Annotated in this window: 15 protein-coding genes; 11 read left to right on the top strand and 4 right to left on the bottom strand. The window is 40.3% G+C overall.

Annotation, left to right across the window (positions count from 1 at the left end):
• Positions 1 to 10: 10 nt before the first annotated feature.
• A complete protein-coding gene (locus P2W73_RS00575) occupies positions 11 to 922 on the bottom strand; it encodes a DMT family transporter (RefSeq protein ID WP_276500023.1) in 912 nt (303 codons plus the stop codon).
• A 78-nt stretch (positions 923 to 1,000) separates the two neighbouring features.
• Between P2W73_RS00575 and P2W73_RS00580 the strand changes: the two genes are divergently transcribed.
• The 4 genes from P2W73_RS00580 to P2W73_RS00595 all read left to right on the top strand — a co-directional run bounded on the left by P2W73_RS00580 (position 1,001) and on the right by P2W73_RS00595 (position 3,520).
• Positions 1,001 to 1,747: a PPK2 family polyphosphate kinase gene (locus P2W73_RS00580; RefSeq protein ID WP_276500024.1), complete on the top strand. Its 747-nt coding sequence runs from the start codon at positions 1,001 to 1,003 to the stop codon at positions 1,745 to 1,747.
• Between the two features lie 109 nt (positions 1,748 to 1,856).
• Positions 1,857 to 2,225 (top strand): large conductance mechanosensitive channel protein MscL, encoded by a 369-nt coding sequence (gene mscL / locus P2W73_RS00585; RefSeq protein ID WP_276500025.1) that lies wholly within the window; start codon positions 1,857 to 1,859, stop codon positions 2,223 to 2,225.
• A 72-nt stretch (positions 2,226 to 2,297) separates the two neighbouring features.
• A complete protein-coding gene (locus P2W73_RS00590; RefSeq protein WP_276500026.1) occupies positions 2,298 to 3,089 on the top strand; it encodes a segregation and condensation protein A in 792 nt (263 codons plus the stop codon).
• 20 nt (positions 3,090 to 3,109) lie between these two features.
• On the top strand, positions 3,110 to 3,520 hold the full coding sequence (locus tag P2W73_RS00595; RefSeq protein ID WP_276500027.1) for an OsmC family protein: 411 nt from the start codon (positions 3,110 to 3,112) through the stop codon (positions 3,518 to 3,520).
• 89 nt (positions 3,521 to 3,609) lie between these two features.
• Here the strand turns inward: P2W73_RS00595 and P2W73_RS00600 are convergent, their stop codons facing one another.
• Positions 3,610 to 4,245, bottom strand: coding sequence for a murein L,D-transpeptidase catalytic domain-containing protein (locus P2W73_RS00600; protein ID WP_276500028.1), 636 nt, complete (start codon positions 4,243 to 4,245; stop codon positions 3,610 to 3,612).
• A 149-nt stretch (positions 4,246 to 4,394) separates the two neighbouring features.
• Positions 4,395 to 6,329 carry a 1-deoxy-D-xylulose-5-phosphate synthase gene (gene dxs, locus P2W73_RS00605; protein WP_276500029.1) on the bottom strand — a complete coding sequence of 645 codons (1,935 nt, stop codon included), beginning with the start codon at positions 6,327 to 6,329 and terminating at the stop codon, positions 4,395 to 4,397.
• A gap of 194 nt (positions 6,330 to 6,523) precedes the next feature.
• Here dxs and P2W73_RS00610 point away from each other — a divergent pair, with 194 nt between their 5' ends.
• The 6 genes from P2W73_RS00610 to P2W73_RS00635 all read left to right on the top strand — a co-directional run bounded on the left by P2W73_RS00610 (position 6,524) and on the right by P2W73_RS00635 (position 11,630).
• Entirely contained in the window at positions 6,524 to 7,603 is a 1,080-nt protein-coding gene (locus P2W73_RS00610) for a sensor histidine kinase (protein WP_276500724.1), read from the top strand.
• 10 nt (positions 7,604 to 7,613) lie between these two features.
• The gene (locus P2W73_RS00615; RefSeq protein WP_276500030.1) at positions 7,614 to 8,342 is read left to right on the top strand and encodes a LytR/AlgR family response regulator transcription factor; all 729 of its coding nucleotides are present in this window, start codon (positions 7,614 to 7,616) and stop codon (positions 8,340 to 8,342) included.
• Between the two features lie 91 nt (positions 8,343 to 8,433).
• Positions 8,434 to 9,717 carry a M20/M25/M40 family metallo-hydrolase gene (locus P2W73_RS00620; protein WP_276500031.1) on the top strand — a complete coding sequence of 428 codons (1,284 nt, stop codon included), beginning with the start codon at positions 8,434 to 8,436 and terminating at the stop codon, positions 9,715 to 9,717.
• A gap of 11 nt (positions 9,718 to 9,728) precedes the next feature.
• Entirely contained in the window at positions 9,729 to 11,009 is a 1,281-nt protein-coding gene (locus tag P2W73_RS00625; protein WP_276500032.1) for a M28 family peptidase, read from the top strand.
• Positions 11,010 to 11,056: 47 nt separating this feature from the next.
• The gene (locus P2W73_RS00630; protein ID WP_276500033.1) at positions 11,057 to 11,293 is read left to right on the top strand and encodes a DUF4160 domain-containing protein; all 237 of its coding nucleotides are present in this window, start codon (positions 11,057 to 11,059) and stop codon (positions 11,291 to 11,293) included.
• A complete protein-coding gene (locus P2W73_RS00635; protein WP_276500034.1) occupies positions 11,277 to 11,630 on the top strand; it encodes a DUF2442 domain-containing protein in 354 nt (117 codons plus the stop codon). Before P2W73_RS00630 ends, P2W73_RS00635 begins: the two co-directional genes overlap by 17 nt.
• Before the next feature lie 8 nt (positions 11,631 to 11,638).
• Here P2W73_RS00635 and P2W73_RS00640 read toward each other — a convergent pair whose 3' ends face one another.
• Positions 11,639 to 12,394: a phosphoglycerol geranylgeranyltransferase gene (locus P2W73_RS00640; RefSeq protein ID WP_276500035.1), complete on the bottom strand. Its 756-nt coding sequence runs from the start codon at positions 12,392 to 12,394 to the stop codon at positions 11,639 to 11,641.
• Between the two features lie 249 nt (positions 12,395 to 12,643).
• On the opposite strand from P2W73_RS00640, the gene P2W73_RS00645 reads away from it, so the two are divergent.
• Entirely contained in the window at positions 12,644 to 13,609 is a 966-nt protein-coding gene (locus P2W73_RS00645; protein WP_276500725.1) for a TlpA disulfide reductase family protein, read from the top strand.
• Positions 13,610 to 13,737 lie beyond the last annotated feature (128 nt).

Genomic DNA, 13,737 nt, shown 5'->3' on the forward strand with positions numbered 1-13,737 from the left:
CTCTTGTCAATTATACTTTTTGAGTCAGCGGAGCTTTAGCTCCGCTTTTTCTTTTATCAGGGAGATTGGCGAGGTAAACGCCCAACAAAATTATCGGGAGACAGATGAACTCAACAATCGTGATAGCTTCCCCATCCAGGAATCCCCAAAACAAAGCGACAAATGGAATACCATAAGTAACTAAAGAGGCAAACAGGCCACTAGCCTTTTGAACAAGGATATAAAACAGAACAGTAGCGAAAGCACTTCCTACAAGACCGAGTAATAATGTATTAAGAATGGACCATTGTACTATCTTGTCAGTAAAGTCTAGTTGAAAGAAATCCTGTTGCCATAATATAATGGCTGTAGGTAAAGCCATTAAAGCAAGCGAGACTGCAGCAATATGTATCGGCTTTTGTTCTTTTAAAAAATGGCTGACGAGATTTACGTTTATACCGTACGATATCGTTCCAAGAATTACCAGAGAAGCATAGCCAAAATTATCAAGGCTGATATTTTTTTTAAAAAGCGTAAGGAGACAAAGACCCACAAAACCGATGACTATCCCGATAATTTTTTGCCTCCCTATTTTATCCCGGAAAAACAGGACGCTAATGCCAACAACACAAATAGGTGTCAACGAATTGAGAATTCCTTCCAGGGAGCTATCGACTTTGGTAATAGCGATAGCAAAACAAAAAGCAGGTAGCAAATTACCGCAAAGGCCGGTAAAAAAAAGCAAGCCTATTTTTTTAAGGGGAATTTTTGATCCATGTATAAATGCAATAGGGATAAATACCAGGGATGATGAAAAGATGCGTAAGGCTGCGATTTGTGAGCCACTTAAGCCTTCACTGCTCACTTTCATTAAAATAAAAGAGCTTCCCCAAATAAAACAAAGCAGTACGAAAATGCTCCAACTAATTACTTTATTATTCATAAGCGAGGGGCGAAGGTCTTAAAACAAAATGAACAGGGGCAAATTTTTTATATTGTGAAACTAAATAAGATGAATGCTATGAATAAAATCAGATTGAGTAATATAGACACCCGTGCACCCAGGAACCTCGATAAAAATGCGACCAAGGAAAAAACAGTTGCTATTCTTGAAGAACTCGATGAGCTCCAAAATCTGTTATATGCAGAAGGCAAACATTCCGTCTTGATTGTAATCCAGGGAATGGATGGAAGTGGAAAAGACGGCGTGATCAGGAATGTGCTGGGTAATATGAACCCACAGGGAGTAACCGTACAATCTTTTAAAGTTCCCACACCTGAAGAAGCTTCGCATGATTTTCTCTGGCGTGTGCATAAATATGTACCTCAAAGAGGAATGATCCAGGTTTTTAACCGGTCGCATTATGAAGATATTCTTGTAACCCGGGTGCACAAATGGTGTGATGATAAAACAGCACAGAAAAGAATAAAGGCAATCAATGACTTTGAAGAACTATTACAAGAGCACAACGACACGCATATCCTGAAATTTTATCTGCATGTATCACCGGAAGAGCAATATGAAAGATTGACTGAGCGATTGAAAGATCCTGCCAAGATGTGGAAATACAATGAAAAGGATTTGAGCGAAGCCAAACTTTGGAATGTATATATGCAGATGTACGAAGAGTGTTTTGAATATTGCAATAAGCCGGCCTGGATCATCGTACCTGCTGATCAAAACTGGTACAAAGAATTTATCATTGCTTCAGCATTGCGTGATATGCTCAGAAGTTTAAAAATGGAATATCCGGGATTAAAAAAGTAGTGCATCAGTGGAAAAGTTTCTATAAAATGGCGTTCGTAAAAAACCGGTCATGTCCTTAAAGTAAATAACTTAGGGATACACTTTTATTAACACACAAAACCAACAAATTATGAGCATGCTAAAAGAATTCAAAGAGTTTGCCACCAAAGGCAATGTTGTAGAATTAGCCGTTGCTGTAATCATCGGCGGTGCATTTGGTAAGATCATTAACTCTTTGGTTGAAGATATTATTACGCCGGTGTTATTAAAACCAGCTTTGGAGGCGGCCGGTGCGGCTAATATTGAAACCTGGGCTCCGGGTGGTGTGTTATTGGGAAAATTTATCGCAGCTATTCTTTCTTTTATTGTAATTGCTTTCGTTTTATTCCTAATTATTAAGGGCATGAATAAAGTAGTGAGAAAAGAAGCCGCTGCCCCGCCACCTACACCCGAAGAAGTACTTTTATTGCGCGAAATCAGGGACTCTTTAAAGAAATAACCCGCAACCATATTTCCCTTATTTTTGAGCCCTGTTTCAGGTAACCCCTGCGACAGGGCTTAATTTTTATACATGGTAAACTCTTCATCATACCAGATCAAACTGGCCCAGTTTGAGGGACCTTTTGACCTGCTTTTATTTTTTATAGAACGTGACGAGCTGGATATATACAATATTCCTATCACTAAAATCACGAATGACTTCCTGGATTATATTCATCAGCAGCAGGCTGTGAACATTGAGCTTTCCAGTGAGTTCATCCTGTTTATATCTACGTTGATGCGGATCAAAGCCAAAATGCTGCTCCCCCGAAAAGAGCTGGATGCGCAAGGGAATGAGATCGATCCCCGCGAAGAATTGGTGAATAAAATACTGGAGTATAAAAAATTCAAGGAGGCGTCGGCTCAAATGGCTGAAATGGAAGCCATGCGAATGCTGATGGTGAAAAGAGGAAATATCCAGAAAGAATTATCACAAATAGGCGAAGAAGCAGGTGAGGGAACCGAGATACAGAATATCACCGTATTCAAACTGATGAAGGCTTTTGAAAAAGCCATGCAGAAATATTCTGACCGGGTCAATAAACCGGTGCATACGGTCGTACAGTATCGCTATACCATGGAAAATAGCCGCCAGGATATGCTGGCGCTTTCACAAAAAGAAAAGACGTTGGCATTTGAGAAAATATTTGAAAGAGCGGAAAACAGGGTTCATGCCATTTTTCTTTTCCTTTCATTATTAGAACTGGTACAGGGAAAATTCTTGAAGATCATTATCGGCGAAGGCAAGAATAATTTTATCATTGAATATAATGAGCCTGAAAACCGGCTGGCCGAATTGGAAGAAGTCAATCAACCACAATAAACAAACTAAAAATTTTTATTATGAAAAGCTTTGCAACTGCAAATTGGAAAGGCTCTGGTAAAGAGGGGTCCGGAACGTTATCAACCGGAAAAGGTGCTATAAAAAATACATCTTATGATTACAAAAGCCGGTTCGAAGACGGGCAATACACTAACCCTGAAGAATTAATTGCAGCGGCACATTCGGGATGTTTTTCAATGAAATTGAGTTTTGTTTTGGGTGCTGCCGGTTTTACACCTGATAGTATTGATACCAAGTGTACCGTCACTTTAGAAAACGGTTCTGTTACATCGAGCCATCTCGAAGTAAAAGCCAATGTTCCGGGTATTGATGCGGCAAAATTTGCGGAGTGTGCAGCTGATGCAAAAGCAAATTGCCCCATTAGCAAACTGTTGAATACAAATATTACTATGGACGCCAGCTTGGCGTAAGCATGTTAGAGTTTTAAAAGGCGCAAACAAGAAACTAAATTTTCGGGTTTGCGTCTTTTTTCTATTAAGCAAGCTTGACTGAAAAAGACTCAATCATATATCCACAACAACACCGGTTTCCCGGATGCATCGATTATCGGCTTCAGGTATTGCAGATAATTGATAGATACAGTTGGGCATCCATCACTTTGACAAATGTCCTCCTTCACTTCCGATTCGGGTACACAATCATGTGCATGTAGTACTACAAATCGTTGAAATGCTTTGTCATTTGTTTTGTCTAGGCCATATAGTTTATAAGCCAGGCCAAACCTGCCGTTGTAAGCATTCCCGATTTTATATTTTCCCAGCGAAGTGCAGCCACAACCCACCGTGTTACCATATTTTCTGCCTTCCAGCCAATATTGATTACAACGACCGTGGGTGACCAGGCCTGAGTTTCTGATTGTATCCCTTTTTAGGTCGTAGACAAAAAACCTGTTTTGTCCGGAATGCAGGCTCATATCGATCAGGAAACAAATAATATCATTATATCCTTTTTGTTGAGCAAACGCCCTGGCTTCGCTTGCTTTTAATTGAAGCTTTTTCGCCGATGCGGTTGTTAAAGTATAATTGGAGCGGTTGGGTTTACCGGCTTTTGCTTTTTCTATTAATCCCGAAGAAAATAGCCAGGTAAAGGAAACCAAAAGAAAAAAGATAAGTAGCAGTATCCTGGTTTTAAACATATGCTATGTTTTAAAAAAGGAAGACACAATTCTAACTCAAATCCATACTTGAAAATTGTGAAAGGTTGTTAATAATAGTTGAAATTATCAAAAAGCAAAAGGCCAACCTGAATAAGGTTGGCCTTTCATAAAAAAACAAGATAAAAAGTTTATTGGAAAAAAGAAGTTGCCGTTACTGTGTCCTTCATCATATCGCGGATTGTTTCAATTATGGCGGTTGTATCATAACCACATTCATGATGCAATTCCTTCGGCGTACCATGTTCAACAATCCTGTCCGGAATTCCCAGAATACGAATATCATTTTTGTAGCCATGCTGAGCCATAAACTCCAATATAGCACTACCAAAACCTCCATCCACACAGCCGTCTTCAACAGTCACTATCTTTTCATAATTGCCCAGAACTTCATGCAATAGCTCTTCGTCAAGTGGTTTTACAAAACGAATGTCGTAATGACCTGGGTTCAACCCATCATTTTTTAACTCACGTATGGCGGCAGCAGCAAAATTGCCGGGATGACCCAATGAAAGAATAGCAATGTCCTTACCGTCTTTTAATTTTCTGCCTTTGCCGATCTCAATCTCTTTCATTTCAGTTTTCCATTCGGGCATTACACCTTCACCCCTGGGATAACGAATCACAAACGGAAGCTTCGTGCTTTCTAATTGTGCGGTATACATCAGGTTGCGTAATTCGCTTTCATTCATTGGTGCGCTAACGATCATATTGGGTATGCAACGCATATAGGCAATATCATAAGCGCCATGGTGTGTAGGACCATCATCGCCTACTATACCCGCACGATCCAAACAAAAGACAACCGGCAATTTTTGAATGGCTACATCATGTATCACCTGGTCGTAGGCCCGTTGCATGAACGAGGAATAGATATTGCAAAACACTTTCAAGCCCTGCGTAGCCATACCAGCACTCACCGTGACGGCATGTTGCTCTGCGATGCCAACATCAAATGCCCTGTCCGGCATTTTTTCCATCATATATTTTAACGATGAGCCGGATGGCATTGCCGGTGTTATTCCAAATATTCTTTCGTTCTTTTCTGCCAGTTCAATAATGGTATGTCCAAACACATCCTGGTATTTAGGAGGTTGAGGCAGATCATATTTTTTCTTTTGAATTTCTCCGGTTATTTTATCAAACAAGCCCGGGGCGTGCCACTTGGTCTGATCTTTTTCGGCCAATGCATATCCCTTTCCTTTTACAGTAACTATGTGCAAGAGTTTAGGACCCGGTATTTCACGAAGGTCAGTAAGCGTATCTACCAGTTTAGCCACATTATGTCCGTCGATTGGACCGAAGTAGCGAAGTTTCAATGATTCAAAAAGGTTGGCGCTGCTGCTTACCATTCCCTTTAATCCCTCTGCCAGTTTGTGCCCCATTGCCCGGCTAAAGTTTTTACCAACAGGTAATTTGCCCAGCAATTTCCAAACGTCATCTTTTACTTTATTGTAGGTTGGAGAAGTGGTAATATCTGTCAGGTATTCTTTTAATGCGCCAACATTAGGATCAATGCCCATATTATTATCGTTGAGGATAATAAGCATGTCCGTATCAGCTACACCGGCATGGTTCATCCCTTCAAAGGCAAGGCCCGCCGTCATAGCGCCGTCGCCGATCACGGCAATACATTTCCGGTCTGTTTCTCCCTTATATTTCGCCGCCATAGCCATGCCCAATGCAGCCGAAATAGAAGTAGAAGAGTGGCCCACGCCAAATGTATCGTACTCGCTTTCACTTCGCTTGGGAAAACCACTGAGGCCATTATACTTTCTGTTGCTAATAAAATTATCGCGGCGACCCGTCAATATTTTATGACCATAAGCCTGGTGACCCACATCCCATACCAACTGATCATAAGGCGTATTGTACACGTAATGAAGAGCAGTGGTTAATTCTACTACACCGAGGCTGGCGCCAAAATGACCACCATGTACGCTTACAACGTCAATGATATACTGGCGTAATTCATCGCACAGTTGATGCAGCTTTTCGCGGGGGAGCTTTTTAAGGTCAGCAGGTGAATCGATGGTTTTTAATAACGGTCCGGGTGTAATTTCCATGTACCAATTTTAACGCTGTAAAAGTAATATTTTCTTGCGAGCCCTTGCCGATTAAGGGCTTTAACAATTAATTGCAGGCACTTATATAGCTTTTGTAGCTCAAAACCAGTCAAAATATCCCATTTGTAAAAGTTATTTTCCACTGATATATTTATAAAGTTCAGGGGTGAATAAAACAGTTAGCTTTGACGACTATGCGTATAGGTAACTCAAGGTACTGGCTCTTTCAGTTTATTGGCTGGGGCTCTTTTGCCCTCATCAATACCTTTTTTGCCTTTTCCTTTGACCGTCTTACGCCTGATTTTTTTAAACGATTGGGTGTTTTTTTAGCGTTGGGTATTTTCTTTTCCCACTTGATGCGGATCATCATCATCCAGCTCGGCTTATTACAAAAAAGTTTGAATAAGCAGATACTCCAGTTTTTCCTTATCACTTTTTGCCTGGCAGTGCTGGTATCCTATATCAGTGTGGAAGCGTTAATTGCATTTAAATTAATTAAGAAGGATGAAATGGATCTGTTGGCGAGAACGGATGTACACTATTGGGTCAGCAAGCTTTTGCTGGTATTGAGCAGTGCTTTTTCATATTTCATCCTATTCTTCATCTGGAGCCTTATCTATTTTGTGTATCATTATGTAGCTAAAAGCCGGAAGCAGCAAATGGATACCCTGCAGTTGGAGTCGCTGGTCAAAGAGCTGGAACTAAAAACGATCAAAGCGCATATAAACCCCCATTTTATTTTTAATTCGTTAAATAGTATCAGGGCCTTGGTAGATGAGAACCCGGAAAGAGCCAGAAGAGCTATTACAGAATTAAGCAATATTCTTCGCAGTAGTATGCAGGCAGATAAATCGGAAGCGGTTCCGTTTGAAAAGGAGTTATATATCGTAAAGGACTACCTGGCCCTGGAAAACATGCGGTTTGAAGACAGGCTGAAGATCGAATATAAGATCGATGAAAATACATTGAGCTTACCAGTGCCACCCATGATGTTGCAAACATTGGTGGAAAATGCGATAAAGCATGGTATCAACAAACAAATACTAGGTGGCGTAGTGCGAATCATTTCAACTATAAATAATAATTTTCATGAACTCTCAGTGGAGAATACTGGTTATTTGAACGGCCAGTCATCGGCTGAAGGTTTTGGTTTGTCGAGTACAACCAACCGCCTTAGCCTGTTATACGGAAATAAAGCTAAATTTGAGATAAAGCAGGCCGCACCTTCGCTGGTAGAAGCGAAAGTGCTGATACCTGTGGCAGATGATTATTAAAACAATTCACATGAGAGCAATTATCATTGATGATGAACGCCTGGCCAGGGCTGAATTAAAAAAACTCTTGCAAGATTTTCCCGAAGTCGAAGTGATCGATGAAGCTGCAAACGCCGAAGAAGGTGTTTCCAAAATTGAAACACAGCAACCCGATCTTATTTTTCTCGACATTCAGATGCCTGGTAAGACTGGCTTTGATATGCTGGCCGAATTAGAACGTTCGCCCCAGGTAATTTTTACAACAGCTTATGACGAGTTTGCGCTGAAAGCATTTGAGGTAAATGCGCTGGATTATTTATTAAAGCCCGTGGAGCCAAAGCGTTTGGCAGATGCCATTCAAAAATTACAACACTCCGAACACCGTGAGAACAAGACGACAGAAGAATTTACCAACAACAGCATATTGAGTGAGCATGACCAGGTGTTTGTAAAAGATGGTGAACGCTGCTGGTTTGTAAAGCTGAGTGATATCCGCCTCTTTGAGAGTGTGGGCAATTATGCAAAAGTTTTCTTTGGACTCAACAAGCCATTAATCCTAAAATCGCTCAATGCATTGGAAGAAAGGCTGGATGAAAAATTTTTCTTCCGTGCCAACAGGAAGCATATAGTGAATCTGAGAATGATCGATAAGATCGAGCCTTATTTCAATGGTGGGTTACTGCTGGAGTTAAAAGGTGGCGAAAAGATAGAAGTAAGCCGGAGACAAACGGTGAAGTTTAAGGAGATGATGAGTTTATAGTAAAATAGACAATAAACAATAGACAATAGGCAATTTACAATTTGAGTGCGGCTTTGCTGATTGCCAATTGCCTATTGACTAAGAAAAAAATATGAAAAAACTTTTAATGGCGGGGTTATTCACAGCAATAACCTCTTTTTTATTGGCGCAAAAAACGGATGCTATTATCAATGCTAAAGAAGTAAAGAGGATTGAAATGGTGTTGGCATCTGATGAAATGAAAGGAAGAAAAGTGTACAGCCCTGAGCTTGATAAAGCTGCGGATTTTATTGCGGCCGAGTTCAAGTCTGCAGGGTTGAAAACATGGAACGGGGGAAGCAGTTTTCGCCAGGAGTTTGCAATGGTGAGTCCTAAACAAACAAGCCTTGTGGCAACCTTCGATAATGTGGAAGTAGATCCTTCAAAAGTGTTGGTGGTTACCTGTCAGCCGGAAATTACCATCAATCAATTGTCAGGGTATGAAACAGGATCGATCAAGGCGGGTGGTAATATTTTTCAGCAAGCTATGGACTTTGCAGAAGCTAAAAAGAATATGATTATAACGGTCGATTCAAGCTATGCTAAAAACTTTCCGAGGCTTAGTTTCCTGAAACGCAGTCTTTTTAAGACGGATAAAAACCTCGTATTTATCTTAGGTAATGCGCTTCCAAAAAATTTTACTATCACAGCAAGGCATGACATTAAGGAACAAAAGTTGGCTAACGTGGTGGGCATATTACCAGGCAAAGGAAAGAAAGACGAATACGTGATATTCTCGGGTCATTATGATCATATCGGAATTGGAAAAGCACAAAATGGTGATTCAATTTATAACGGCGCCAATGATGACGCAGCGGGTACAACGGCAGTGATCATGCTGGCTAAATATTTTGCTGCACAAAAAAATAATGAACGCACCCTGGTGTTTGCAGCATTTACCGCGGAAGAATCGGGCGGATATGGGTCACAATATTTTTCAAAACAACTTTCGCCGGATAAAGTGGTGGCGATGTTCAATATCGAAATGATCGGCACGGAAAGTAAATGGGGAAAGAACTCAGCATACATAACAGGTTATGAAAAAACCAATATGGGGTCTATCCTGCAAAAAAATTTAGAAGGTACAGGTTTTACTTTTCACCCCGATCCTTATCCCGACCAACAATTGTTTTATCGTTCGGATAATGCAACGCTTGCCCGCCTGGGTGTGCCTGCACATACCATTTCTACTTCAAAAATGGATAACGAACCTAATTATCATAAAGTAACCGATCATGTGGAAACGCTGGATCTTGAGAATATGGCAATGATCATTAAATCCATTGCGCTAAGTTCAACGAGCATTGTCGCTGGTAAAGAAACACCCAGCCGGGTGAAGAAAGAAGATTTGAGATAGGAATTAAAATGATGAAGAAAATAACTTTCATACTGGCTGTGCTGCTATCAGTGCAGCCAGTTGTTTTTGCCCAGCATGCAACGGATACAATTAAAGAAAGTGAGGCCCGGCGTATCATGCAATATCTTGCGGCTGATTCTATGAAAGGTCGCGGCAATGGCAGTACTGAACTATTAAAGGCGGGGATGTTTATAGGCAATGAATTTTACAAAAGCGGCCTGCGTCCGTGGCCGGGCTACTTCAGTTACTATATGCCCTTTCGGCCTTTTGGCGGTCAAAAAAATGTGGTCACCGATGAACTGGTATGGAACGGTCAAAAAATGTTGCCCGAAGCATTTCTATACATGCATCCAACACCCGGCAACTACGCTCCAAGAACCCTTGATGGTTTCACTGTTATAAAAATCGATTCATTTTTTACAGAGGATGTGTTAGCCTCCTATGATCATATCAAAACAGATCTGCTTCTATGGAGCAATCAGCCACAGCCGGATAAGGAAAATTATTTTCCCTCCCGTATTAAAACCGCACCGGATGGATTAAGGAGAAATGTATTGTTGGTTTGTGCACTTGCACCGCCTGATTCTATTATGCTTTCAGGTGTCAACAATTATTATTCAAATGTGGAGTATAATGTAGCAGCTATCTTACCGGGTCGGTCTAAAAAGCATGAGGTCGTTTTGTTTTCAGCGCATTACGATCATGAAGGAGTATATGCCCGGAAAAGAAAAGATGGGATCCTTAACGGCGCCAATGATAATGCGTCGGGTGTTACCGCTTTATTGTTACTGGCCGACTATTTTACAAAGAGGAATGACAATGAGCGAACGCTCTTGTTTTGCGCCTTTGCCGGAGAGGAATTGGGCCTATTAGGTTCAAAACACTTTGCAGATGTCATCAACACAAAACCGATCGTGGCCGGCATTAATATCGAAATGATCGGTATTCCTCAATACGGTAAGAATAATATTTTTATAACGGGTTACAACCGCTCTTCATTGCCGGATATTCTGGAAAAACAGTTTCGTTCAACTCCGGTAGCTGTGAAAGCAGGCCCATCAGAAGAAGAGAAGGAGCTTTTTAAAAGAAGTGACAATTTCCCTTTTGTTGAAAAAGGTATACCGGCTCATAGCATCATGAGCAGTGATGATGATGATAAGTGTTATCACCAGCCATGCGATGAAATAAAACGGATCAATATTCCGCATATGACAACGGTGATCAAAGCTATCGCCATAGCGGCGCAGTCGTTAATAAATGGAGAAGATACACCGGCGAGGATAAAAATGTAAGAGCTTGGTATAAGCGATATGCAGTATTATTTTTTAAATTTGTGCAGATGCCCACCGTATTTTACTTTAAAGGTTACCGGTTTTATTTTTTTAGTCAGGAAAGTGATGAACCAGTTCATATACATGTAGAAAAAGCGGAAGCATCAGCTAAATTCTGGCTTGAACCCGAAATAAGAGAAGAGTATTCTTATGGTTTTTCCGGAAGGCAGCGAAAAGAAATTAAGCAGATCATTATTGATAACCTGGATACACTTAAAAGAGCCTGGCATGAACATTTCAAATAAAATACAGAATAAACGGAGTTCCGATCCTTTCGATATCCTGATTTTTGAAAAAGGATTGAGAATTAAAAATGTAATGATTGATAAAGACCTTGATCTGATGCTTGTTGTTTTAAACAACGGGTTTGTTGTTAAAGAGATGCTTTCAGATTACCCGTCTCTGAAAAATGCGTCTATTAAAAACCTTAACGACTGGCGGCTTATTTCCGGAGGCATTGGCATTTCATGGAAGAAAGTCAACGAAGATCTTTCATTGAAAGGTTTTTTAAAAAATGGCGCTTTACAGGAAACACTCAGGCTTTTACAGGGAAAAGGAGCTTTAAAAAAGATAATTGCCTGACCAGTTTATTACGCTTTAACAGCTACCGAATGCACCGCATCGCTCATTTCTTTAATTAGTGATGCGTTTTTTTCAATCGCATTGCCGACAACAATCACATCAGCACCGGCTTTGCAATTCAAATAAGCTTTTTCGGGATCATTAATACCGCCACCAACGATCAGGGGAGTGTCAATATGTTTTGCTACTGCTGCGATCATAGTTTCGCTGATGGCTCTTTTGGCGCCACTACCGGCATCCATATAGATTAATTTCATGCCCAGCATTTCTCCGGCCATAGCTGTACACATGGCAATCTCATTTTTATCGGCTGGAACGGGTGTCGCATTACTGATATACGAAACGGTAGTAGGAGCACCGCCATCCACGACAATATAACCCGTAGGCATTATTTCCAGTCCACTCTGTTTTACAAATGGCGCTGATACCACATGTTGCCCGATTAGCAACTCGGGATTACGGCCGGAGATCAGGGAGAGATATAATAATGCATCGGCATATTTGCTTACCTGCGAGGGGCTACCGGGAAAAAGGATAACGGGGATGGAACAATTTTTTTTAATGTGCTGCACACATTCATCCAGGTGATTGGAAATAACCAAGCTGCCACCTACCAGCAGGTAATCGACTTTTGCATCTGCCGCCAGGTTGGTCAGTTCGTCCAGCATTGATGGGCTAACCTTGTCGGGATCAATGAGTACGGCAAAAGATTTCTTTCCCAGTTTTTTCTTCTCTGTCAATGAATGGTAAATAGCTGACTTCATCCGGTACCGGTTGGTTAGCTGCAAAAATGCAAAAAGTTTTTGGGTTTTAAACAGTTAATTTACAAAGAAATGCAGTCGAAAGTGTAGCACCAAATTAACTATTGCTAGTTCTTTTATTTTATTTATTCAAAAAATCTAAAAAAAGATAATTTAGAAACAATTAAATCAACAACAATTTTTCTTGGAGCTGTTAATTTGCTTGCTAAAAAATAATGTAGTTATTATGAAAACTTTGGTTACAGAAAGGTTATAGGTCAGGAAAAGGGTTATGTTTCCCTCTCTTATGTCAATAGTGAAGGGAAAAAGATAAAGGATAGCTGTTTGCTTATGAAAGGACGTTTTGCCTTCACTGGAAAGATCACAGAGCCTACTATGGGTTTTCTAAGAGGACAGGTAAGTTCAATGGAAGATAACGATCCTAATGCGACAAGTTTTTATCTTGAACCGACCCGAATGAAGATAGTGGTTAAATTTAATCTATTCAAAAAGGCTAAAGTGGCCGGTTCAAAAACTCAGGTTGAGAATGAAAAATTGAATGCTCAAATCAGTCAAATAAAAGACACAGGCGCTGTGTATATAGCTAAAGTGAATAGAGTGTTGAAAAGTTTCATATATAATCACTCCAATTCCTATGTAAGTGTTTTTAAACTTTTGCTTAATAGGTATCGATGGCCCTTTGACACAGTTCGATTGCTTTATGAAAGACTAGACCCTGGATTAGTGAAGAGTTATTATGGGATTCCTTTGACTGCTTCCGTTAATGAAATGCGTGAGAATTCAGCTGGTAGACCTGCTAAAGAATTTTCCACTTTAGATATTAACAACAGTCCATTACAATTGACAATGTTTAAAGGTAAATATATCTTATTAGATTTTTGGGCTAGTTGGTGCGTCCCATGTAGAATATCAGTTCCCAATTTTTTGAAGTTGTATGATAAATATCATACTAAAGGACTTGAAATAATAGCAATATCTGTAGACAAGGACAGCACTGCATGGAGAAACGCCGTGCGAGTTGACCATACTGAAATCTGGTACCATATCCGCAGCGACGGCGGTACAAAAGATACTGTCAATATCGCTAACAAATATGGTGTTCGGTTTTACCCAACAAAAATGCTTATTAACAGAGAAGGAACGATTATTGGCCGCTATTCAGGCACAGAAGAAGATCACTTATTGAATAGTAAGCTTAGTGAATTGATGGGTGAGTAAAATTGAAATAGTAAAAATATTAAGGGATCGTAGATAAAATGAATGAATAAGTGTTTTTCCTTTCTACAAACAGCCCGACATCATGGACTGCGGCCCAACTTGCATTGAGGACTTACAATATTTTCTTT

Origin of the sequence: Terrimonas pollutisoli, assembly GCF_029360765.1 — a bacterium.
Lineage (GTDB): Bacteria > Bacteroidota > Bacteroidia > Chitinophagales > Chitinophagaceae > Terrimonas_B > Terrimonas_B pollutisoli.

Coding starts and splice junctions, on each gene's coding strand:
- P2W73_RS00575 (WP_276500023.1), bottom strand. CDS start 922: ATGAATAATAAAGTAATTAGTTGGAGCATTTTCGTACTGCTTTGTTTT.
- P2W73_RS00580 (WP_276500024.1), top strand. CDS start 1,001: ATGAATAAAATCAGATTGAGTAATATAGACACCCGTGCACCCAGGAAC.
- mscL (WP_276500025.1), top strand. CDS start 1,857: ATGAGCATGCTAAAAGAATTCAAAGAGTTTGCCACCAAAGGCAATGTT.
- P2W73_RS00590 (WP_276500026.1), top strand. CDS start 2,298: ATGGTAAACTCTTCATCATACCAGATCAAACTGGCCCAGTTTGAGGGA.
- P2W73_RS00595 (WP_276500027.1), top strand. CDS start 3,110: ATGAAAAGCTTTGCAACTGCAAATTGGAAAGGCTCTGGTAAAGAGGGG.
- P2W73_RS00600 (WP_276500028.1), bottom strand. CDS start 4,245: ATGTTTAAAACCAGGATACTGCTACTTATCTTTTTTCTTTTGGTTTCC.
- dxs (WP_276500029.1), bottom strand. CDS start 6,329: ATGGAAATTACACCCGGACCGTTATTAAAAACCATCGATTCACCTGCT.
- P2W73_RS00610 (WP_276500724.1), top strand. CDS start 6,524: ATGCGTATAGGTAACTCAAGGTACTGGCTCTTTCAGTTTATTGGCTGG.
- P2W73_RS00615 (WP_276500030.1), top strand. CDS start 7,614: ATGAGAGCAATTATCATTGATGATGAACGCCTGGCCAGGGCTGAATTA.
- P2W73_RS00620 (WP_276500031.1), top strand. CDS start 8,434: ATGAAAAAACTTTTAATGGCGGGGTTATTCACAGCAATAACCTCTTTT.
- P2W73_RS00625 (WP_276500032.1), top strand. CDS start 9,729: ATGAAGAAAATAACTTTCATACTGGCTGTGCTGCTATCAGTGCAGCCA.
- P2W73_RS00630 (WP_276500033.1), top strand. CDS start 11,057: ATGCCCACCGTATTTTACTTTAAAGGTTACCGGTTTTATTTTTTTAGT.
- P2W73_RS00635 (WP_276500034.1), top strand. CDS start 11,277: ATGAACATTTCAAATAAAATACAGAATAAACGGAGTTCCGATCCTTTC.
- P2W73_RS00640 (WP_276500035.1), bottom strand. CDS start 12,394: ATGAAGTCAGCTATTTACCATTCATTGACAGAGAAGAAAAAACTGGGA.